This is a genomic window from Microbispora sp. ZYX-F-249 (assembly GCF_039649665.1).
Classification (GTDB): Bacteria; Actinomycetota; Actinomycetes; order Streptosporangiales; family Streptosporangiaceae; genus Microbispora; species Microbispora maris.
In genome coordinates this window covers 59,379-79,925 of the sequence record NZ_JBDJAW010000017.1, presented here as the reverse complement: position 1 = coordinate 79,925, position 20,547 = coordinate 59,379, and the positions used below count along the sequence as shown (strand labels likewise).

Annotated in this window: 26 protein-coding genes; 13 read left to right on the top strand and 13 right to left on the bottom strand. The window is 71.0% G+C overall.

The genetic code is table 11. The annotated features are described in order from the left end of the window. Window positions 1-195: 195 nt before the first annotated feature. Window positions 196-798, bottom strand: a complete 603-nt coding sequence (locus AAH991_RS21205) for a GNAT family N-acetyltransferase (RefSeq protein ID WP_346227608.1) — start codon at window positions 796-798, stop codon at window positions 196-198. Between the two features lie 38 nt (window positions 799-836). Beyond that, window positions 837-1,382 carry a CGNR zinc finger domain-containing protein gene (locus AAH991_RS21200; RefSeq protein WP_346227607.1) on the bottom strand — a complete coding sequence of 182 codons (546 nt, stop codon included), beginning with the start codon at window positions 1,380-1,382 and terminating at the stop codon, window positions 837-839. A gap of 102 nt (window positions 1,383-1,484) precedes the next feature. On the opposite strand from AAH991_RS21200, the gene AAH991_RS21195 reads away from it, so the two are divergent. Next, window positions 1,485-1,607: a hypothetical protein gene (locus AAH991_RS21195; protein WP_346227606.1), complete on the top strand. Its 123-nt coding sequence runs from the start codon at window positions 1,485-1,487 to the stop codon at window positions 1,605-1,607. 316 nt (window positions 1,608-1,923) lie between these two features. Here the strand turns inward: AAH991_RS21195 and AAH991_RS21190 are convergent, their stop codons facing one another. After that, window positions 1,924-3,339 (bottom strand): aminotransferase-like domain-containing protein, encoded by a 1,416-nt coding sequence (locus AAH991_RS21190; RefSeq protein ID WP_346227605.1) that lies wholly within the window; start codon window positions 3,337-3,339, stop codon window positions 1,924-1,926. Window positions 3,340-3,415: 76 nt separating this feature from the next. Between AAH991_RS21190 and AAH991_RS21185 the strand changes: the two genes are divergently transcribed. Beyond that, window positions 3,416-4,276 carry a DMT family transporter gene (locus AAH991_RS21185; RefSeq protein ID WP_346227604.1) on the top strand — a complete coding sequence of 287 codons (861 nt, stop codon included), beginning with the start codon at window positions 3,416-3,418 and terminating at the stop codon, window positions 4,274-4,276. Window positions 4,277-4,356: 80 nt separating this feature from the next. Continuing rightward, window positions 4,357-5,379 carry a hypothetical protein gene (locus AAH991_RS21180; RefSeq protein ID WP_346227603.1) on the top strand — a complete coding sequence of 341 codons (1,023 nt, stop codon included), beginning with the start codon at window positions 4,357-4,359 and terminating at the stop codon, window positions 5,377-5,379. A 3-nt stretch (window positions 5,380-5,382) separates the two neighbouring features. On the opposite strand, the gene AAH991_RS21175 is transcribed toward AAH991_RS21180, so the two are convergent. Beyond that, window positions 5,383-6,267: a LysR family transcriptional regulator gene (locus AAH991_RS21175; protein WP_346227602.1), complete on the bottom strand. Its 885-nt coding sequence runs from the start codon at window positions 6,265-6,267 to the stop codon at window positions 5,383-5,385. A gap of 103 nt (window positions 6,268-6,370) precedes the next feature. Between AAH991_RS21175 and AAH991_RS21170 the strand changes: the two genes are divergently transcribed. The 6 genes from AAH991_RS21170 (at window position 6,371) to AAH991_RS21145 (ending at window position 11,226) form a co-directional block, all read left to right on the top strand. Further along, window positions 6,371-7,237, top strand: a complete 867-nt coding sequence (locus AAH991_RS21170) for a 4-hydroxy-tetrahydrodipicolinate synthase family protein (protein ID WP_346227601.1) — start codon at window positions 6,371-6,373, stop codon at window positions 7,235-7,237. 45 nt (window positions 7,238-7,282) lie between these two features. Then, the gene (locus AAH991_RS21165) at window positions 7,283-7,768 is read left to right on the top strand and encodes a MarR family winged helix-turn-helix transcriptional regulator (protein ID WP_346227600.1); all 486 of its coding nucleotides are present in this window, start codon (window positions 7,283-7,285) and stop codon (window positions 7,766-7,768) included. Window positions 7,769-7,845: 77 nt separating this feature from the next. Beyond that, a complete protein-coding gene (locus AAH991_RS21160) occupies window positions 7,846-9,276 on the top strand; it encodes an MFS transporter (protein ID WP_346227599.1) in 1,431 nt (476 codons plus the stop codon). Between the two features lie 392 nt (window positions 9,277-9,668). Further along, a complete protein-coding gene (locus AAH991_RS21155) occupies window positions 9,669-10,034 on the top strand; it encodes a ClpX C4-type zinc finger protein (protein ID WP_346227598.1) in 366 nt (121 codons plus the stop codon). Window positions 10,035-10,081: 47 nt separating this feature from the next. Beyond that, the gene (locus AAH991_RS21150; protein WP_346227597.1) at window positions 10,082-10,765 is read left to right on the top strand and encodes a DUF6461 domain-containing protein; all 684 of its coding nucleotides are present in this window, start codon (window positions 10,082-10,084) and stop codon (window positions 10,763-10,765) included. A 53-nt stretch (window positions 10,766-10,818) separates the two neighbouring features. Next, window positions 10,819-11,226, top strand: a complete 408-nt coding sequence (locus AAH991_RS21145) for a VOC family protein (RefSeq protein ID WP_346227596.1) — start codon at window positions 10,819-10,821, stop codon at window positions 11,224-11,226. Between the two features lie 66 nt (window positions 11,227-11,292). Here AAH991_RS21145 and AAH991_RS21140 read toward each other — a convergent pair whose 3' ends face one another. Then, on the bottom strand, window positions 11,293-12,573 hold the full coding sequence (locus AAH991_RS21140; protein WP_346227595.1) for an RNA polymerase sigma factor: 1,281 nt from the start codon (window positions 12,571-12,573) through the stop codon (window positions 11,293-11,295). Between the two features lie 5 nt (window positions 12,574-12,578). Further along, the gene (locus tag AAH991_RS21135; RefSeq protein ID WP_346227686.1) at window positions 12,579-12,956 is read right to left on the bottom strand and encodes a YciI family protein; all 378 of its coding nucleotides are present in this window, start codon (window positions 12,954-12,956) and stop codon (window positions 12,579-12,581) included. A 193-nt stretch (window positions 12,957-13,149) separates the two neighbouring features. Here AAH991_RS21135 and AAH991_RS21130 point away from each other — a divergent pair, with 193 nt between their 5' ends. Beyond that, on the top strand, window positions 13,150-14,124 hold the full coding sequence (locus tag AAH991_RS21130; RefSeq protein ID WP_346227594.1) for a GlxA family transcriptional regulator: 975 nt from the start codon (window positions 13,150-13,152) through the stop codon (window positions 14,122-14,124). Beyond that, window positions 14,121-14,744: a DJ-1/PfpI family protein gene (locus AAH991_RS21125; protein WP_346227593.1), complete on the top strand. Its 624-nt coding sequence runs from the start codon at window positions 14,121-14,123 to the stop codon at window positions 14,742-14,744. The genes AAH991_RS21130 and AAH991_RS21125 overlap by 4 nt, the downstream gene beginning before the upstream one ends. Here the strand turns inward: AAH991_RS21125 and AAH991_RS21120 are convergent. The 3 genes from AAH991_RS21120 to AAH991_RS21110 all read right to left on the bottom strand — a co-directional run bounded on the left by AAH991_RS21120 (window position 14,734) and on the right by AAH991_RS21110 (window position 16,416). Further along, the gene (locus AAH991_RS21120; protein WP_346227592.1) at window positions 14,734-15,360 is read right to left on the bottom strand and encodes a DUF2306 domain-containing protein; all 627 of its coding nucleotides are present in this window, start codon (window positions 15,358-15,360) and stop codon (window positions 14,734-14,736) included. The two genes, AAH991_RS21125 and AAH991_RS21120, sit on opposite strands and share 11 nt — an antisense overlap. Window positions 15,361-15,592: 232 nt before the next feature. After that, the gene (locus tag AAH991_RS21115) at window positions 15,593-15,928 is read right to left on the bottom strand and encodes a hypothetical protein (RefSeq protein ID WP_346227591.1); all 336 of its coding nucleotides are present in this window, start codon (window positions 15,926-15,928) and stop codon (window positions 15,593-15,595) included. Window positions 15,929-16,005: 77 nt separating this feature from the next. Further along, a complete protein-coding gene (locus AAH991_RS21110) occupies window positions 16,006-16,416 on the bottom strand; it encodes a helix-turn-helix domain-containing protein (protein WP_346227590.1) in 411 nt (136 codons plus the stop codon). A gap of 69 nt (window positions 16,417-16,485) precedes the next feature. On the opposite strand from AAH991_RS21110, the gene AAH991_RS21105 reads away from it, so the two are divergent. Next, entirely contained in the window at window positions 16,486-17,340 is an 855-nt protein-coding gene (locus tag AAH991_RS21105) for a class I SAM-dependent methyltransferase (protein ID WP_346227589.1), read from the top strand. A gap of 69 nt (window positions 17,341-17,409) precedes the next feature. Here the strand turns inward: AAH991_RS21105 and AAH991_RS21100 are convergent, their stop codons facing one another. From AAH991_RS21100 to AAH991_RS21085, 4 genes are all read right to left on the bottom strand, one after another. Then, window positions 17,410-17,721 (bottom strand): winged helix-turn-helix domain-containing protein, encoded by a 312-nt coding sequence (locus tag AAH991_RS21100; RefSeq protein WP_346227588.1) that lies wholly within the window; start codon window positions 17,719-17,721, stop codon window positions 17,410-17,412. 224 nt (window positions 17,722-17,945) lie between these two features. Beyond that, a complete protein-coding gene (locus AAH991_RS21095; RefSeq protein WP_346227587.1) occupies window positions 17,946-18,455 on the bottom strand; it encodes a GntR family transcriptional regulator in 510 nt (169 codons plus the stop codon). 83 nt (window positions 18,456-18,538) lie between these two features. Further along, the gene (locus tag AAH991_RS21090; protein WP_346227586.1) at window positions 18,539-19,201 is read right to left on the bottom strand and encodes a JAB domain-containing protein; all 663 of its coding nucleotides are present in this window, start codon (window positions 19,199-19,201) and stop codon (window positions 18,539-18,541) included. A 52-nt stretch (window positions 19,202-19,253) separates the two neighbouring features. Beyond that, entirely contained in the window at window positions 19,254-19,991 is a 738-nt protein-coding gene (locus AAH991_RS21085; protein ID WP_346227585.1) for a GntR family transcriptional regulator, read from the bottom strand. Window positions 19,992-20,239: 248 nt separating this feature from the next. On the opposite strand from AAH991_RS21085, the gene AAH991_RS21080 reads away from it, so the two are divergent. Then, the gene (locus AAH991_RS21080; RefSeq protein WP_346227584.1) at window positions 20,240-20,425 is read left to right on the top strand and encodes a hypothetical protein; all 186 of its coding nucleotides are present in this window, start codon (window positions 20,240-20,242) and stop codon (window positions 20,423-20,425) included. Window positions 20,426-20,547 lie beyond the last annotated feature (122 nt).

Below are 20,547 nucleotides of genomic sequence, written 5' to 3'. Positions count from 1 at the left end.
AGGCGTACCTAGTCTGGCCAATCCCCCGTCATCCCTTGACAGCGGGGTTGGCGGACGCGACGCCGCCGGAGGCGGAACGCCCTGCGGACGGGCAGGAGGGGAGCGGTGGATCGTGGTCCGGTACGGGTTCGAGGTGCGGTGTGGGCGCGCTCGGCGGATGGCCGTGGTCAGGACGACCGTCTCCGCGGCGAGCTCTCAGCTGATGTCGGTGGTGAGGCGGATCATCCTGATCGGCCGGCCCATGTCGAGGACGCGCTCGGCCTCGTCCTCGCCCCATCCGGCCGACTCGAGAAAGCCCAGCATCGGGTGGTTGTCGGCGAAGACCCAGGTGACCACCGTGCTGTAGCCGTCCTCGCGCAGGTGGTCCACCGTGGCGTTGAGCAGTCTGCTGCCGTGTCCGCGCCTGATGTGGTTGGGATCGACGAGCAACGTCATCAGCTCGGCCGTCCTGGCGGGGTGGAGATCCGGGTCCTCGGCGGGTCCGTGCGACGCCAGCCCCACGACCCGGTCGGATGCGCGCTGCGCCGCGGTCGCCAGGATGCCGCCGGGCCCGAGCGCGGTGAACGCGTCGGTGTCGGGCACCACCCGCTCGACGGCGACGAGCAGGCGGTGACGCGGCGAGGGCGGGGAGAGGATCGCCTCCTCCCACTGGCGGCGCCACATCTTCTCCGCCGCCGGCCCGGTCATCTGCTCCAGCGGGATCGGTGGCAGGAAGTCGCGATAGACAGCCTTCCACGCCCGGATCTGGGTGCTGGTCACCGCGTCGACGTCCTCGAGGCGGGCAGCTCTAACACCCATTCGGCGGGCTCCTTTCTTAGCCTGTAACACCGTACTGGTCAGGAGGGCCTCGGCGTACCTTCCGCCTGGCGTCGTGCCCGATATGCCCGGGTTTTTGTGCGGTTTCCGCAGACGCGCATGGAGCACCAGGAGCGAGACCGGTTTTTCGAGGAGTCGATGAACGCCCATTGACAGGTGCTCTCGGCGCAGACCTTCAGCCGCGGCCAGGTGCCGTCGGCGTGGGCGGCCGGGATCAGCGCCGCGAGCCGCGCGAGGCCGCCCGCCACTCCGGGCACCGCCGGCTCCAGGACCGGCGTGCCCGCCGAGAGCGTCACCCGCACCGGCAGCCCCGCCAGCGCCGCGTCCAGCCCTTCCGGCATCTCGTACGAACCCCCGTCGTGGTTGCCGCGCAGCGCGGTCCGCAGCCCTTCGCGCAGCTGGGTCGCCACGGCGAGATCCTCGTCGGCGGCGCGGTCGTCGTCGCCGATCAGCCCCCGTTCGCGCAGCCAGACGGACAGCTCGGCCGGCGAGGCCAGCTCGTCGGCGTCTCCCTCGACGTCGTAGGTGTTCACGAAGTCGCGGAGCAGCTCCGCCGGGCCCGTCATGATCGATCACCCCTCGTGACCACTGTACGACAGTCGGAGGTCGTGGAATAACAACACCTTCGTAAGCGTTTTGGTGGTGTTGACCATTCCGAGGAGGATTCCATGCGAATCAGCTACCTGGCCTATCTGGCCCTGCGGAACAGCGAGCGTCGCGAGCGCCTGTCGCGGGCCGATCGCCGTGGGGAGCGCGGAGAAGAACCCCGATCCGGCCGCGAGCGCCACTGAGCTCGAAGGCCGAGCCGCCGCACGGCGGCCCGCCGGTTCTTGGCGATCGCCTGCTGCGCCTTGGCGAGGGGCACCTCGCCCCGGCAGACCGCCCGCCACAGGGTGAGCTCCACCGCGTCCTTGGCGGCCGGGGACTTGTACCCGGCCGCGCGGATCGACTTTCGGGAGCACGTCGGCCCCGCGGGCTCGGGACACGGCGCAGGACGCGATCGACAGTAAGCGGACGCGCACGGTGTCTCCTCTGTGCGGGGGCGGAAGGGCGACAGAGATGAGACGGTTCGCGCGGGGCGAAGGTTGTCTCCTGAGGCCGGTGTGACTAACGGAAGTGGCCGGCCACAGGTGAAGCGAGAATCGGGCCGAGGCGGCGGACGCCCTCGTCGAGCTCGGGCAGGCCCGCCGCGGCCGTGTGGGTCAGCCGGAGCCGGGGACCCGGGGGCTCGGAGGGGTAGTAGATGCGCCCCGGGCTCACCAGCACGCCCTGTGCCTGTGCCGCCTCGACCACCTCGGCCTCGTCGGTGCCGGGCGGGAGCCGTACCCAGACGTGCAGGCCGCCGGCGGGCACCAGATGCACCTCGGCTTCGGGCGCGTGACGGGCGAGCCCGGCCAGCAGCGCGGCCTGCCGCACGCCGATCTCCTGGCGGACGGTGCCGAGGTGGCGCCGCCAGGCGGGGGAGCCGACGAACTCCACCGCCGTCTCCTGCAGGGGCCGGGCGACGAAGAACGACTCCACCACCTGGCAGGCCCGCAGCCGGCGCGCGGCCGGGCCCCGCGCGATCAGCCCCGCCACCCGCAGGCTCGGTGAGGTGATCTTGCTCAGCGACAGGACGTGGACCGCTGTGCCGTGGGCGTCCACGCTGACCATGGGCGGCGGGACCGGGCCGGTCGCCAGGTATCGCGCGTAGTCGTCCTCGATCACGAACGCCCCCGCGGCCCGGGCCACGGCCAGCACCTGCTCCCTGCGCTCGCGGGTCAGGGTCGCCCCGGTCGGGTTGTGCAGCGTCGGCTGGCAGTAGAACACCCGCGCCCCCGTCATCGCGAACGCCTCGGCCAGCAGGTCGGGCCGTACGCCGTCCCGGTCGAGGGGCACCGCGCTCGCCCGCAGTCCGGCGGCCTTGGCCGCCGCGAGCGCTCCCGGGTAGGTGGGGGTCTCGACGAGGATCGGCGAGCCGGGGGCCGCCAGCGCGCGGAACGCGAGGGTGAGTGCCGACTGGCCGCCGCTCACGACGAGCACGTCGTTCTGCGTCACCGCGCCGCCGACCTCGGTGGCGAACCAGCGGCGCAGCTCCGGCAGGCCGTTCAGCGGGGGCATGCTCCACGCCTCCGGCCGGCGTACGGCTCGCGCGGCCGCCGCGGCCAGCGCCTTGACCGGGCGCAGCTCGGGGTTGAGATAACCGCCGGTGAGCGGCACGACGCCGTCGGCGGGCTGGGCCAGCAGGCTCGCCGTCGCCGAGTCGTCCACCACCCGGTCGCCCAGGGCGACGGTCTGCCACGACAGATCGGGCGCCTCCGCGACCGGCCGCCGGGCCGGGACCACGAACACCCCCGCGCCGGGCCGGGTGACGACCCGCCCCTCCGCCGCGAGCTGCGCGATCGCCCGCGAGACCGTCACCGGGCCCACGCCGTGGCGGCGCATGATCTCCCTGCTCGACGGCAGCCGCTCGCCCGGCCGCGCCCGTTCCGTCTCCTCCCGGAGGATCGCGGCGAGACGGGCGATACTGCTATCGTCATTCATGAAAATTGACAATAGCGCTATCGATGTTCTCCCGATAGCGGCCTCCCCTCGCCGTTCCGCGTGGCGGGGCAGCCTCATGGCCGGTGTGGGCGTGCTGTCGTTCTCGGGGTCGTTTCCCGCGACCGTGTTCGCGATGCGGGGGTTCGATCCGTACCTGGTCGCGATCGGGCGCGCGGCGATCGCGGCGCTCGCCGCCGTGATCTGCCTCAAGGCCGCCGGTGCGCCGCTCCTGCCGCCCCGCGCCCATCTGCGGTCGTACGTGATGATCGTGCTGGGCGTGGTCGTCGGCTTCCCGCTGTTCAGCGGTCTGGCCCTCGACGGCGGCGCGAGCACGGCCCACTCCGCCGTCGTCACCGGCCTCCTCCCGGCCGCCACCGCCGCCTTCGCGGTGCTGCGGGCGGGGGAGCGGCCGCGGCCCCTGTTCTGGGCGGCCTGCGCGGCGGGGGCGTTGTCGATCACCGTGTTCACCCTGACCCGGGGGACCGGCCGCTTCGCCGGGGCGGACCTGCTCCTCGTGCTCGCGCTGCTGTCGGCCGCCCTCGGCTACACAGAGGGCGGGCGCCTGGCGCGGGAGACGCCCGGCTGGCGGGTCATCTCGTACGCCCTGGTGCTGGCGGCCCCGCTCACCGTGCCCGTGACGGTGGTGCTGGCGGTCACCACCCCCGTGGAGCCCTCGGCCGTGTCGCTCGCCGGGTTCGCGTACGTCGCCCTGGTGTCGATGTTCCTCGGGTTCATCCCGTGGTACGCCGGGCTCGCGATGGGCGGGATCGCGCGTGCCGGGCAGATCCAGCTCGCGCAACCGCTGCTCACGCTGGTGTGGGCATGGCTGCTGCTCAACGAGGAGATCGGCGCCGCGACGATCGTGGCGGCTCTGGCCGTGCTCGTCTGCGTCGCCCTCACACAGGCCGGCCGCCGGCGGCACAGCGTGGGCACTTGATTGGTGTGACGGCACGGCGCAGGATGAGGCTGACACTGTTACATGGTGACGTGAGTCACAGGCGCGGGGATGGTGAGACGATGTCGGACGTCGTGGTTCCCGAGGGCGGTTTCTGGCCGGCTCCCGAGATCCCGCAGCCCAACATCTACCCGATGGAGTGGCGGGTGGAGACCGGGAAGCTCGCGGCGATCTACGAGAAGTCCAAGCGCATGGTCTGGAACCCCGCCGACCTGCCGTGGAACCTGCTCGACCCCGGCGAGTTCACGGCCGAGCAGCGGCTGGGGATCATGTACTGGTTCTCCGTGCTGGCCAATTTCGACGCCTCCGGCCCCGCCGTCTTCGCCCGCGCCACGATCCAGGCGTTCGAGAAGCACGAGGAGGATCCCGTACGCAAGTGCTTCTTCTCGATCACCCGTGACGAGATGAACCACGAGGAGTGCTGCCAGCGGGCGATCGCGCGGCTGTGGCCCGGCGGCCCGCTGGACTGGCAGCCCTCCACCGACCTGGAGCGAGCGGCGCACAACAACATCGGCTGGCTCTACCACAACGGCGGGCGCTACTGGAACGGCTACAACGCGGCCGTGGGCAAGTATTCGCTCGCCGTGCTGTTCACGAGCTTCATGATGGGGGAGATGGCGGCCTCGACGCTGTTCCGCGGGATGGCCTCCGGCACCGAGCACCCCCTGTTCTCGGACATGTTCCACAAGATCGGCCGGGACGAGTCGCGTCACCTCCAGATCTGCATGACGATCCTGGAGAACGAGTGGCCGGGGCTCACCGACGACGTGCGCGGCCTGATCACGCGCCAGTTGCGCGCCGGGTTCGTGTTCCTGTCGATGATCCTGTGGGAGCCGCCCGAGGGCTTCTGGGAGCTTCCGCCGTACTTCCTGCACAACCACCGCGTGCTCATGGACCACGCGCGGGAGGGCGGCCTCGGGGTGCTGTCGTACGAGGAGCAGGCCGACAACTGGCGGCTGGCCATGGCCCGGGTGCGCGCCATCGTCGAGCGGTGGGGCATCGAGTTCCCCGCGATCCCCGAGCTCGACATCGACGGCGTGGAGGTCGACGTCATCGACCCGGAGGACATCATCCCGGTCTTCTGACCCCTATCGGACGGCCGAACGCAGGGCCGCGATCAGGGCGACGACGGCGGGGTGACCGCCGGCGCCCCGGCGGAAGGCGACGCGGGTGCGGCGGCGCATGGACAGCGCGGTCAGCGTGACGCCTCCGGGCGGGTCGGCGGCTCCCAGCTCCGGCACGAGCGCCACGCCCTGCCCGACGGCGACCATCGCCAGCACCGTGGCGAAGTCGTCGATGTGGTGACGTACCCGGGGGGAGAACCCCGCCGCCTGGCAGGCCCGTACGGTCATCGCGTGGCAGAGCGTGCCGGGAGTGGAGGCGATCCAGGGCACGTCGCGGCAGGCGAGGAGCGTGGCCGCGTCGCCCTCGCCGCCGACGGTGTGCGGGGTGGCCAGGTACATGAACTCGTCGAGGAGGGGGACGGCGTCCAGCGCGAGGTCGGGCTCGGCCGGGACGAAGTCGTACTCGTGGACCAGGGCGACGTCGAGCTCGCCGGTGCGCAGCCTGGGCGCGACCTCGGCGGGATCGACCTCGTCCACCATCGGCGCGAGGCCGGGGTGGCTCCGCGCGAGCGCCGCCAGGGCCGAGGGGAGGATGGCGCGGGTCGCCGTGGGAAAGGCGCCGATCCGCAGTATCCCGGACAGATCGCTCCTGGCCGCGGCCAGTTCCGCCGCCGCCTGCTCCAGCCGTTCGAGCACGGCCTCCGCGTGCCGCACCAGCGCCACTCCGGCGGGGGTGAGGACGACGCGCCGTCCGGTGCGCTCCAGCAGGGCGACCCCCGCTTCGCGTTCCAGCGCGGCGAGCTGCTGGGAGACGGCCGAGGGAGTGAACGTCAGCGCCTCGGCCACCGCCGCGATCGTGCCCCGGTGGGCGAGTTCACGAAGCAGGCGGAGCCTGCGGACGTCGAGCATCAGCGCGGGCCGGGGCGGTGAGTGCCGAGCATCAGTTCAGCTTAACGGTTTCGACAGAAACGCGAACTGGACCTACACGGTTGCTCGCCGGAAGGATCGTGGCATGGCTCTTTCCGGTGTTCATGTCCCTTTGATCACTCCGTTCGGCGAGGACGGCGAGATCGCTGTCGACGCGCTCGAAGCCCTGGCGCACGCCGTGCTCGACGACGGCGCGTCGGGGCTCGTCGCGCTCGGCACCACGGCGGAGGTCGCCACGCTGGCCGAGGAGGAACGGCGCGCGGTGATCGAGATCTGCGGCCGGGTCTGCCGCGAACGAGGCGCCACGCTCACGGTCGGCGCGGGGTCGGCCGACACGCGGAGCACGGCCGAGGCGCTGCGCGCTCTCAAGGGGGAGGCGGACGCGGCGCTGGTGACGGTCCCGGCGTTCGTCCGGCCGTCCGAGGCGGGCGTGCTCGCCCACTTCACCGCGCTGGCCGAGCAGACCCCGGTGCCGCTGATCGTCTACAACATCCCCTATCGAACCGGGCAGTCCGTGGGCGCGGGCACGCTGCGCCGGCTGGGTGAGCTGCCCATGGTGGCCGGGGTCAAGCACGCGGTCGGCGGCGTCGACTCTGACACGATCGCCCTGCTCGCCGACCCGCCGGCCGATTTCGCGGTGCTCGCCGGAGACGACCCGTTCCTGTCCGCGCTGCTCGCGCTGGGCGCCTCCGGCGGCATCCTCGCCTCCGCCCACCTGCGTACCGGCGATTTCGCGGAGCTCGTCCGGGCCTGGCACGCCGGGGAGGTGGACCATGCCCGCTCTCTCGGTCACCGGCTGTCGCTCATGTCGGCGGCCATGTTCGCCGAGCCCAACCCGACCGTCCTGAAGGGTGTCCTGCACGCCCAGGGCCGGATTCCCACCGCCGCCGTACGGCTCCCGCTCGTCCCGGCGGGTCGGGCGTCGATCGAGGCCGCCCTGCGCGCACTGTGACCTTTGGAGATAATCCGCAATCGGACGAATTGGTAGCCTGGGCGCATGACGGCCATGGCACCCTCGCGTAACGAGCCCGACCTGTCCTTCCTGCTCGATCACACCAGCCACGTGCTGCGTACGCGGATGGCGGCGGCCCTCGCCGAGATCGGCCTGACGGCGCGCATGCACTGCGTGCTCGTCCACGCGATGGAGGAGGAGCGTACGCAGATCCAGCTCGCCGAGCTCGGTGACATGGACAAGACCACGATGGTGGTCACCCTCGACGCCCTGGAGGAGGCAGGCCTCGCCGAGCGGCGCCCGTCCAGCACGGACCGGCGCGCCCGGATCGTCGCGGTCACCGAGAAGGGCGCGGAGGTGGCGAAGCGGAGCCAGGAGATCGTCGACGGGGTGCACCGGGCCGCTCTCGGGTCGCTGCCGCAGGAGGAGGCGGAGGTGCTCCTCCGGGCACTGAACCGCCTGGTCACTGGCCATCTGGCCACTCCTGTGGAGGCGCCCCGGCCGGTCCGGAGGGCGCGTCAACGCGGCTGATGGGTCCGTAAGGGATCGTCTACAACAAAACTATCTGCTACGGTCGTGCCTGTTCCTCATGAACAGGAGGCGACCCCATGTCGCGCATACCTCGATCCCGTTGGCTCGTGCTGGGCGTGCTGTCCGCCACGATGCTGATGACGGTTCTCGACGGCAGCATCGTGACCGTGGCCATGCCCGCCATCCAGCGGGATCTCGGCTTCGCGCCCGCCGAGCTGAGCTGGACCGTCAACGCCTACCTCATCGCGTACGGCGGCCTGCTCCTGCTGGCCGGCCGGCTGGGCGACCTGGTCGGCCGCCGGGCCATGTTCCTGGCGGGCAACGCCGTCTTCGCCGCCGCGTCCCTGCTGGCCGGAGCCGCCTCCGGGCCGGGGATGCTGATCGGCGCCCGGTTCCTCCAGGGGGTCGGCAGCGCCATGGCCTCGGCGGTCGTCCTCGGCATCCTGGTGACGACCTTCACCGACGCGGGGGAGCGGGCCAAGGCCATCGGCGTTTTCAGCTTCACCGGCGCCGCGGGAGCGTCGCTGGGCCAGGTCCTCGGCGGGGTGCTCACCGACACGCTGGGCTGGAACTACATCTTCCTGATCAACGTGCCGATCGGCGTCGTCACGATCGCGCTGGCGGTCCGGGCGCTGCCGGCCGATCGAGGGCTCGGCCTGTCGGCGGGCGCGGACGCCCTGGGCGCCCTGCTCGTCACCGCCGGTCTCATGCTGGGCATCTACGGTGTGGTCCAGATCGAGCGGTTCGGCCCGCGCTCCCTGTGGTTCGGCGTGGTGGCGCTCGTGCTGCTGGCCGCGTTCGCCGTCCGGCAGGCGACCGCCCGCACCCCGCTCATGCCGCTGCGGATCCTCCGCTCGCGCACCGTCGCCGGCGCCAACCTCGTGCAGATCCTGACGCTGGGCGCGATGTTCGCCTTCCAGGTCGTCGTCGCGCTGTTCATGCAGCAGGTGCTCCGGTATGACGCGCTCGGCACCGGCCTGGCCATGCTCCCGGCGGCGCTGTCCATCGCGATCATGTCGCTGTTCGTGTCCCCGCGGCTCAGCACCCGGTTCGGCGCGCGTGCCGTACTGCTGGGCGGCCTGGTGCTCCTGATCGGCGCGATGGCCTGGCTCACCCGCGTTCCCGTCGACGCCCGCTACGTGACCGACCTGCTCCCCGTGATGGTGCTCATCATGGGCGGGGGACTGGTGCTTCCGGCGCTGACCTCGCTCGGCATGTCCGACGCCCGCTCCGACGACGCCGGCCTGGTCTCGGGGGTGTTCAACACCACCCAGCAGGTCGGGATGGCCGCCGGCGTCGCCCTGCTGTCCACGCTGGCCGCCACCCGTACGGAGGGGCTGCTGGCGGGTGGGGCGGGCGAGGCGGTCGCGCTGACCGGCGGCTACCGCCTGGCCTTCACGGTCTCCCTCGCCCTGCTGATCTCCGCCTTCGCGGTGGCGCTCGTCGTCCTGCGGCGCCCCCGGGCCGACGTGCGGCAGGCCGCAGCGCTTCAGCCCGAGCGGGTCTGAGGGCCGCGACCCGGGGACCTGTGACTTCAACGAAGCGGGGCCCGGCTGTCACCGGCCGGGGGCCGCCCGGCGTCCTCTCCCGTGCGACCGGTGCCGACGGGAGGCGGGCGATGCGAGTTCCCTCGCCGCCGCGGGTGAGGTGGCCGAATGTCCCAAGTGCAAGGGCAGCGGGACGCTCAAGGCCACCTGGTGGTCCGGGCGATACCGCCCCTGCCCGCGCTGCGGACGCAAGGGAGAGGTCCCGCACGCCTTTCGGCCCCAAGAGCTGACCCGGGAACGAGGGTGCGGGAAACATCGCTTACCGGATGATCTATTGTCAGGCTGCTCCTGACGGGACTAGTCTCGGTGTCGATCGTCAGGAACAGCCTGACATTACATCCCGTGGAGGCGACATGTCCGCTCCTTCTGTGGCGGAACAGGACATCCGCTGCTCGTTCTGTTCCAAGCCGAAGACCGCCGTGGCCAAGATGATCGCCGGTGCCGGCGTCCACATCTGCAACGAGTGCGTCGGGCTCTGCGCCGAGATCCTGGCGGCTCAGCCCGTCGAGACGCCGGAGATCTCCTACACCGAGAGCATGACGGTCGAGCAGATCCTGGAGTTCCTGCCGCGGATCGCCGCGGTGAGCGCGCAGGTCGAGGACAACCTGCGGGTCTGGGTGCAGCGGGCGCGTGACCGCGGCGCCACCTGGGCCAGGATCGGCGCCGCGCTCGGCATGACCCGCCAGTCCGCCTGGGAGCGGTTCTCCGGCGAGGAGTGACGCTCGCTCAGGCGGAATTGTCGGTACGGCCTGCCACCCTGGCCCGCATGACGACGACCGATCCCTTGGCCCCGTTCCAGTGGCTCGACGTGCCCGAGAGCGGGGGCGGCGGCCCGTTGGGCGTGATCTTCAGCGTGGCCTTCTTCCGCGGGCTCGACCCCGCGGAGGTCGTGCGCCGCTTCAGCCGAGGCGAGGACTCCGGCCGGGAGTCCGGCTTCGCCGAGCTCGACGACAAGGTGTACGAGTTCGTCGAGGACACGGACGGCGGAGACGGCGGCGGCCACGTGGGCGTCTTCCAGGCCGGCGAGTGGTGCGTGGCCATCGAGCCCTCCGGCTGGATGGTCACGCTCCACGAGGTGCTGCCCAGGCTGTCACGGGGCTGCGAGGTGGTGGCGGTCACCCGGCACGACTACGCCGCCGACCACGGCTTCGAGTACGCGATCGACGGCACGATCGTCACCTGCTATCGGCCGCGGCACCCGTACGAGCGCTACGGCTCCGACCCCGACCGGCTCAACGGCCACATGCGCGAGCTGGGGATGGGACTGGACACGCCGGAGGACGAGGCCGCGTGGGACGCCGCCTGGGAGGACAACCACGGCACCGCCCTGACGAGGGGGTTCGCCCTGGCGGCGAAGATCACCGGGGTGCCGTTCACGGAGGACATGCTCGCCCGCCCGATGCTCGTGGGGCCCATCGTGGACCCTTTCGGGGACGTCCACGGCGCATGACCGGCTCCCGGCCGACCGCCGGAATGTCGGAGGCGCCAACTAGGGTGCGGCCCATGACCACGGATGACGCTCTCTTCTCCGCGATCGGCCGGGTGGTGGTGCTCGTCGACGACGCCGACGAGGCGCTGGCCTTCTACCGCGACGTGCTCGGCTTCGCCGTCCTGCACGACTACGTGGCGGGCGGCTACCGCTTCCTGCACATCGGGCTGCCCGGACAGGAGGGAGTGGGGCTGTGGCTGATGCCGATCACCTCCGCGCGGCAGCGTGAGCTCGTGGGCAGGCAGACGGGCGGGCAGCCGCTGCTCGTCCTCTACACCGCCGATCTCGACGTGGTCGCCAAGCGGCTGCGCGAGCACGGCGTACGGGTCTGGGACGAGCGTGAGGACCCCGACAGCCGCTCGCTGCACTTCGCCGACCTCTACGGCAACGTCATCGTCGTGGCCCAGTTGCTCGCCGCCTGAGGCTGGGCCCCGGTGCCCGCCGGCGTCGGGCCGGCTCGCCGGAGACACCGTGGGGGACACCGCACGTCAGGTGTCCATCACGCCGTTCGGGGCGGGCGACTCGGTTGCGCCGAGCCTGCGTCGCAGGTGGGCCCGTTCGGGTTCGGTGCCGGCCAGCTCGAGGGCGCGGCGGTAGGCCGCCGCGGCCTCGTCGAGTCGTCCGAGGCGCTGCAGCAGGTCCGCCCGGGCGGCGTGGTACGGGTGGTAGCCGCGCAGCCGCTCCTCGTCGGCCAGTTCGTCGAGCAATGCCAGGCCCGCGTGCGGGCCGTCGCGCATCGCCACGGCCGCCGCCCGGTTTAGCGCGATGACGGGTGACGGGTCCAGTGCGAGCATTACTTCGTAAAGGGCCACGATCTGGGGCCAATCGGTGGTCTCCAGATCTGCCGCCTCGTCGTGCAGAGCGGCGATCGCGGCCTGCACTCCGTACAGCCCGGGCGGACCGCCGGTCAGTGCGACGGGCACCAGCGCGAGGCCCTCCTCGATCATGGCGCGGTCCCAGCGGCCGCGGTCCTGGTCCTCCAGCAGCACGAGCTCTCCGTCCGGGCCGGTGCGGGCCTCGCGCCGGGCGTGGACCAGCAGCATCAGCGCCAGCAGCCCGGTGACCTCTCGCTCGGCGGGCAACAGCCGCCGCAGGATCCGCGCCAGCCGGATGGCCTCCTCGGCGAGATCAGGCCGCTGCAGATCAGGCCCCGAACTGGCCGCGTACCCCTCCGTGAAGACCGAGTACAGGACCTGGAGCACCCCCGGCAGACGCACCGGCAGCTCGTCGGTCCCGGGCACCCTGAACGGGATCCGGGCCGCACGGATCTTCTTCTTCGCCCGTACGATCCGCTGGGCCATCGTGGCCGGCGGGACGAGATACGCCCGCGCGACCTCCGGGGTGGTCAACCCGGCGAGGCAGCGCAGCATCAGAGCCCCGCGCGCCTCATCCGGCAGAGCCGGGTGGGCGCAGGTGAAGAACAGTTGCAGCCGTTCGTCGGGAAGATCGGCGTCGGCGTCCGCGGGCGGAGCGGGATCGGCCCGGTCCGCCTCCACCTGCAGCACGGCGAGCCGGGCGGCATAGGTCTGGTCCCGGCGCAACCGGTCGACAGCCTTGCGCCGGGCCGTCGTCAGGAGCCAGGCTCCGGGTTTGACGGGGACGCCCTGCGCCGGCCAGTGCACCAGTGCCGCCTCGATCGCCTCGGAGGCGACCTCTTCGGCCAGGTCCAGGTCGCCGAACCTCTGCACGAGAGAGGCCAGCAGGCGCCCGTGTTCCTCCCGGAACACCGACTCCACCGCCCTGCCGGTGCCGGACGCCTGCTCCCGCACCGCGCTCAGGCCCCGAAGTCGGCGACCGGCCGCACCACGACCGAACCGCTGCCGCGTGCCCCCGGGCAGCGGGCCGCCCAGTCCAGCGCGACGTCCAGGTTCGGGACGTCGATGACGTAGAAACCGCCGAGGACCTCACGGGTCTCCGCGAACGGGCCGTCGACGACGGACCGCTGCCCGTCCGGGCCGACCCGGACCGTCGTGGCGGTCACCAGGTCCGCCAGCGACTCACCCGAGACCCAGATTCCCGCGTCCCGTACGGCCTTGTCGTAGTTCACCCATTCCTGGAAGTCGCCCTCGGAGCCCTCGGAGCCCTCGGAGCCCTCGGAGCCCTCGGCGCCCGCGCCGTTCGCGTCGGCCGCACCGGCGTTGATCAACAGCATGTACTTCACAGCCCGAACTCCTGTCAGTCCTGTCGTCACCTCGCGCGGCGAGGCGCCGCACATGATGACGACGAACGAGAGGCGACCATATCGACAGCGCCCCCAGATCGTCTCGGGCGGGCCGGTTGTCATGGCGTGATGTGCAATCTCTGTGTCGTTGACGCCATGAGGCCGTGCTCGCGAGCATTGAGGCATGCAGCGACGCGTGGTCATCGTGATCTTCAATGGCTTCCAGATGTTCGATCTCGCCGGGCCGGCCGACGTCTTCACCACGGCGAACCTGCTCGTGCCCGAGCCCGGTTACCGGGTCGAGGTGACGGCCGTGCGCGCCGGTGCCGTACCCGCCCAGAACGGGATCGCGACCCTCGCGGAGACGCCGCTGGGCGAGGTCGCGGGGCCGATCGACACGCTGATGGTCGTGGGTGGGCTGTCGGTGCCGGAGCACCTGCGCGACCGGAAGCTGGTCGCGGGCGTCGCCCGGCTGGCGGCCGGGGCCCGGCGGGTCGCCTCGGTGTGCAACGGCGGCTTCCTCCTCGCGGAGGCGGGGCTGCTGGGCGGCAGGCGCGCGACCACCCACTGGCTGGTCGCGGGTGAGATGGCCGACCGCTATCCGGACGTCGAGGTGGACGCCGATCCCATCTACATCCGCGACGGGAACGTCTGGACCTCGGCCGGGGTCAGCTCGGGCGTCGACCTCGCGCTCGCGCTCGTGGCCGACGACCACGGTCACAAGGTCGCCCGCGACGTCGCCCGCGGGCTCGTGGTGTATCTGCACCGCCCGGGCGGGCAGAGCCAGTTCAGCGCCCCCATGCGGGCCGCCGTCCCCCGCGCCGAGCCGCTGCGGGAGATCCAGGCGTTCATCGACGCCAACCCCGCCGAGGACCTGAGCGTTCCCGCGCTCGCCCGGCGGGCGGGAATGAGCGAGCGGCACTTCTCCCGGGTCTTCACCGAGCAAACCGGGGTCTCACCCGGCAGGTACGTCGAACGCAGCAGGGCCGACGCGGCGCGGCGGCTGCTGGAGACCACCGCTCATCCCCTGGACCGGGTGGCCAGGGAGGCCGGGCTCGGCGTTCCCGAGACCCTCTACCGGGTCTTCCGCCGGCATTGGCGCGTCTCACCCGGCGACTACCGCCGCCGGTTCCGATCGAAGGAAGGCAGCAGATCATGAACATCGCGATCCCCCTCTATCCCCGGTTCACCGCGCTCGACGCCGTCGGGCCGTACACCGTGCTGGCCTTCGCGCCGGGCTGTACGGTCACGTTCGTCGCGGCCGAGCCCGGGCCGGTGCTCGACGACCGGGGAAGCCTCAGCCTCGCGGCGACCGCGTCGTACGAGGACCTGCCCGCGCCGGACGTGGTCGTCGTGCCCGGGGGACCCGGGACGATCGAGGCGTTGTCCGACGCGGAGTTGCTGGGCTGGATCGCGCGGGCCCATGAGCGGACGCGGTGGACCACCTCGGTGTGCAGCGGCTCGTTCCTGCTGGGCGCGGCGGGGCTGCTGAAGGGCCGCAGGGCGACCACCCACTGGGGATGGCTCGCCCAGCTCGCCGGGTTCGGCGCCGAGCCGGTCAGCGAGCGCGTGGTGGTCGACGGCAAGGTCGTGACGGCGGCGGGCGTCTCGTCCGGGATCGACATGGCCCTGACCCTGCTGGCCGCGATGCGCGACGAGGAGACGGCGCAGGCCGTTCAGCTCGCGATCGAGTACGATCCGCGGCCGCCCTTCGACGCCGGCAGCCCGAAGACCGCCCCGGCGGGCCTGACCGACAGGGCCATGGCCCTCATCGATTGAGCAGTTTCATTTTGCGGGCTTCTTCGGACAGGCGCCTCCTGATGATGGTTTCGACCAGGACCAGGTTGACGATCCAGCCCAGCGTCTGACCGATCGGGATCATCGAGGTCGCGAGATCTCCTATCGCTTCGGCTCTGCGGAAGGGGATCTGCACCAGCAGGAGGAGGGGAACGAGGACGCGCGCGGTGACCGCGAGGAACGTCAGGGCGTAGTTGCGCATCATCCAGTCGCGGTGGGCGGTGAAGTCGCGTCGGCGGGCTGCCCGGTACGCGAGGCCACCGGTGAGCAGCCACAGGACGGCCGCGGTCGTGAGGCCGATCTGCGTCATGAGGCGGCCCGACCACAGCGCGACCGGGATCGTGGCCACCGCGGACGGCAGAACGCCGAGGAGGAGATAGAGCCGGCCGAGTGTCCGGTGGACCCGCCTGCGCGCCCGGATCTTGGGCATGAACTGCAAGGGACCGAGCACGAGCGCGACCCCGGCGGTCCAGATATGACCGACCAGAACGTAGTAGTGCAGTCCGTCGCGCACATCGAGGCGGCTGTCGTCGGCATCAAGGCCCAGGTATGGATAGACGAGCACCGAAGTCGTGATGACCGCGACGATGAAGATCACCCATGCTGTTCGCCTGCGCATGCCCCGGAGCCTCGCAGGCACAGGCTGCCGCGGCATCCGCCCGCGGATGGCCATGCCCGTACGTAAATCGATGTACGGACCCCGTCGCCTGAACGTCCCGTCTGCCCTTTTCGCCGGCGGCAGAGCCGGTGGAACGTGGCCTCGTCAGGCGACTCCCCTGATGCCCAAGGAAGCGCGGAGGGGAATTGGGGGAGTCGCCTGACGAACGCGGCTACGCGTCGATGCCCTCACTCTTGGCGATCACACGAGCGAGCTTGTCGGAGAACTCCTCCCGCCACGCTTTCTGCTGCCGGATCTCATCGAGCACGACGGCGAACGCGGAGCGGAACTCCTCCAATGTCTCGCGGATCTCCTCCTGACCGGCACGTAGCTCGGCTGTGATGGCGTAAAGCTCTTCCTGGCCCTTCCGTAGCTCGTGCTGACCCGTGCGCAGATCGCTCATCTGCTCACCGCACTTGATCAGCATGGCGTTCTGCAGCCGGACATCGCTCCTGATGCCGGTGATCTCCCGCTCTATGGCGTCGATGCGCTCCTCGGTTACTGGCATGCCCGACAGGATAGGGACGCCAGGTCGATCACGCACGGTGAAACCGCCATCTCTCTACGTCCGGATTCTGTCGCTCGTCAGAGCAGGAGGTCGGCCAGCTCCTCCAGCAACTCGGTCGCCCGGCGGGCCCGAGCGGGGTCGGTGACGGTGTGGCCGATCACCTGGTTGATGTCGCGGGCCGCACGGCGGCTGATCGCCTGTAGGGCTTCGTCGGCGATGGCGACGCGGGTGCGCCGCCCGTCGTCCGGGTCGGTCGTGGCTTTCACCAGCCCGCGAGCTTTGAGACGCGACACCGACGCGGACACATGACTCTGTACGAATCCTGTCCGCTGGTGGATCTCGCTGATCGAGCTGGCGGGGTGCTTGATCACATCCTCCAGGACGGCTGCCTCGCCAGGGGTCAGCGACAGGTCACCGGCCTCGCCGGTGACCTGTGAGGACAGTTCGATGAGGCGCTTGCCCAGCCGGTGCAGTCGTCCGCCGTCCATGCGCCACAGGTTACATCGTCAGCGAAACATCTCTAACGATGTATCGTTGGCGATATGAGGAGGTGGACCATGGAGCCGCAAGGTGCACTGGAGGGCGTGGCGAAGACGGCCCTGGGGATGGCGATGGTGAGGGCTCGCGAGAGCCTCAAAGATGACCGCCTGTTCGACGACCCGTACGCACAGAGATTCCTGGACGCTGTGCCGGGCGCGTTCCCCGGGCCGCCCGTCTCAGAAGACCTCGCCAAAGGGGGGCCGCAGGCATCCCTGGGGGCGGTGTTCGCCTTTCACGGGGTCCTGCGGACGCGGTTTTTCGATGACTACCTGCTCGCCGCGACGGCCGCCGGTTGCACCCAGGTGGTCCTGCTCGCCGCAGGGCTCGACACACGTGCTTTCCGGCTGCCGTGGCCGCGCGGAGTGCGGGTTTTCGAGCTCGACCTCCCCGAGGTGTTCGCGTTCAAGGAGACGGTGCTGGACGGAGCGGGCGCACTGCCCGTGTGCGAGCGCAGGGTCGTTCCGGCCGACCTGCGCGAGAGCGGGGTGGGCGAGCTGGTCGCGGCCGGGTTCGCCCATGCCGTACCGACCGCGTGGCTCGCCGAAGGACTGCTGCTCTACCTGACGGCCGACGAGGTGACACGTCTACTGACCGAGATCGGCGAGCTCTCCAGGCCGGGCAGTCGGCTCGCCTTCGAGCACGGCGGCATCGCCGATTCCGCCGTCCTTGCCCGGACTCGCGGCCTGACGACGATGGACGAGTTCACCTCGCTGTGGAGGGGAGGGCTGCGCGAGGACGCCCCCGGCTGGCTCGGCCGGCACGGCTGGCGGCCGCAGATCCACGATCGCGCCGACGTCGCCTCCTCCTACGGCCGTCCCGTCCCCGGCCCGTCGGGCGGTGGGTTCCTCACCGCCATCCGTACGGGCCGCTGACCATTCCCGAGGCTCGGCCGCTCCGCCTCGTGCCCGCCGCACTCACCGTGCTCGTCCGCTCGCGGATCCTTAATCCTGCGGCCAGTCCTCGGGCGGCGACACATAGGTCCCGCGTTGGGGAACGGTGTAGACCCAGCCTGCCTCTCGAAGTACGGCCATGGCTCGTCGCACGGTTTCGCGGGCCACGCCATGTCGTTGCGCCAGGGTCGCCTCGCTCGGTACCGGACGGCGGGGCGCCAGGCTGCCCTGTCGTATCAGCTCGACGATTCCCTGGGCGATCTGCCGGTAAGCAGGGGTCGAACGAGGTGCCGCCACAGCTTCTGCGTCGGAGTTGCCGGCGAACGTCCCCCCGGCCGTGGACTGTGTATACGAGACCCTCATCCCGAAGTAGCCGCAGGGTCCGGTGTGCGGTTGTCCGCGCGACACCGAACTCGCTCTGAACGGCCGCCTAGCTGGGGACGGGCGAGCCGGGCGCGAGGTCTTCGATCCGCCGACGCAGGATCTCGCTCACCTGAAGGTAGAGATGCGTGTCGCCGTCGTGGTCAAGCACGCCACCACGTTAGGAGCCGCACGCGCCGGTGCGACGCGTTTCCTTGAATCGCGGGTCAGTCCTGCGGCCAGTTATCCGGAGATGACACATAAGTGCCGCGGTGGGGGACGGTGAAGACGTAGCCCTGGTCCCGGAGGAAGCCGACGGCCAGTCGCACGGTCACCTTGGCCACGCCGTACTGCTTCATGAGTGCCTTTTCGCTGGGAATGGCGCGGTTCGGCTTGAATTCCTGTCGTCGGATGCGCTGTGCGACCTCTTCGGCGATCTCCTGGTAGAGGGGTTTCTTCCGGCGCACACGCGGAGCGGCCTGATCGCCGACAAAGGTGCCCTCGCCCTGAACCGTGTAGACGAGACCCTGCTCGCGTAGCTCCCGGGCAACCCGGCGCGCCGTCGTCCTCGCTATGCCGTACTCGGCCTCCAGTTGCGCCTCGCTCGGCATGGGATTGCCGGGGGCCAGCTCGCCGCTGTCGATGCGATCTCGGAGGATCTCGGCGATCTGCTTGTAGACAGGTACGGGTCCATCTCGGTCGAGCACGATCAAACGATAGACCGAAACAGACATCATCGCACAAAATGCTACAGCTCAAGGCGCTGGCAGATACGGGCTATAGACCAGTAGTAACGTCGGTACTTATAGTTATGACCTCGCTACTCATTGTGTGGGACGCGGCGCCAGGCGGTGTCGGTGACGATCACGTGGTCGAGGAAGCGGAGGCCGACGGTGTCGGCGGCCTCGTGGAGGCGGGCCGTGACCTCGACGTCGGCGGGGCTGGGGTCGAGCGATCCGCTCGGGTGGTTGTGGGCGAGGCCGAAGGCGGCCCCGCCGGAGAGGAGGACGGTGGTGACGATGTCGCGGACGGGCGCGGGGGTGTGGTCGCTGCCGCCCTCGGTGACCACGGTCCGGCGCAGCACCGCGCCGCGGCCGTCGCACACCACCACGACGAGCCGCTCGCGCGGCTGCCCGTGGAGCAGGGGAGCGGCAGCCGAAGCGATGTCGGCCGAGCAGGTGATCCGGCTTCGCTCCGGCTCCGCCTGGGCCCGCCGTACGAGATGGAACGCGGCCGCCACGCGGGCGGCCTTCGCGGGACCCACGCCGGGGACGGCGAGCAGCCGATGGGCCTCGGATCTGGCCAGCTCGCCGAGGTCGCCGCAGTGGGCGATGAGCTGGGAGGCCAGTTCGACGGCGCTCACGCCCCTGCTGCCCGAGCCGAGCAGCAGGGCGAGCAACTCCCTGTCGGCGAGCGCCGCGGCTCCGGAGGTCATCAGCCGCTCACGCGGCTGGTCGGCCAGGGGCATGTCCTTGACGCGCATCGGCACCTCCGGATGGGGGATCCGGATCGGTTGTACCAGTGGGCACCGACAGTCAGAGGGGGCTGGGAATGCCGTAGACCAGGCGGAACCTGTCGCCGGGCACCACGGCGTCGCTCGTCTCCACCGGCCGCTCGCCGGCCCAGTACGTGCGCTCGATCTGGAGCACCTGGACGCCCGCGGGCAGCTCCAGCAGGTCGCTCTCGGTCGGCTGGGGAACGCGGACGTGCACGGTCTCGCTGATCTCGGTGAGCGGCATGCCGCTCGCCGCGAGACGGAAGGCCGCGCTCCTGCGCTCGTACGTGCCCTCCTCGGGCGCCTGACTCTGCCCCGGCTCGACCGGTTCGTACGTCGTGAGCAGCTGCACCGGACGCCCGTCGCCGCGGAAGACGTATCGGGTCCGGATCACCGGGCTGCACTCGCCGATACGCAGCCGACGGGCGATGTCGGGTGGGGCGTCGGCGAGCTCGCTGCGCCAGCTCCAGCTGGGTTGCCGCCCGCCCGCCTGCATGTCGCCGACGAAGGCGGCGTGCGGCTCGGGGAGGCGGCTGCGGTGGAGCGGGAGCAGGATCGGTTTCTCCCGCACCCGGTGCCCGGAGCCCACGCGGCCGATGATGAGGCCCTCCTGCGCGAGCACGCGCAGCGCGTGGCGGGCGGCCGTCTCTCCGACGCTGTATTTACGGGTGATCTGGTGCCGCGAGGGGATCGGTGCGCCCGGGGGGAGCGTGCCGTCGACGATCTGGCGGCGAATGTCCTCGACTACACGCAGGTAGACCGGATCAGAGTTTGCCATCAATCCATCCCTGAGGGGGTGACGGGTCTTCCAAATCTTGGCGTATTCGCCGGGCCACCGAGAGTGACGGGGATGGCCTGTGACTCCAACTTTGCCTGGTGAAAGGGCTGCTAATGGGTGATATAGCCGCTAAGCGGCCAGGTGCCGATATTCCCCTCCCGCCGCCCTATCACGGCATCCATGCCAGCCCTCCGAGGGACAGGCACCAGAAAATCGCGTGGTCGAAACCCACCAACCGCAGTGACCGCGTGCGGGTCCACAGGCACACGTGTGAGTGCAAGGCGACGATCTACGAGCTGTGCTCGGCCGGCGGGCTGATGTTCATCCGGCGGACGACGCGGGGCGTGAAGATGGAGATCCGCGAGAGCGAACGGCTCGTCTCCGCGCGGATGCAGGTGCTGTGGGTGCGGTTGCTCTCGGGGGAGGCCCATTGATCTCCGAGCCGCCCCGGCACGCCGAGCCGCTCCGGCACGCTGATTCGCCCGCGCTCCGCCGGGCCGGAGCCGCGACGGGCTCACGGATTCGACCCGCCGCCTGCCGATCCGCCCGCGGCCAA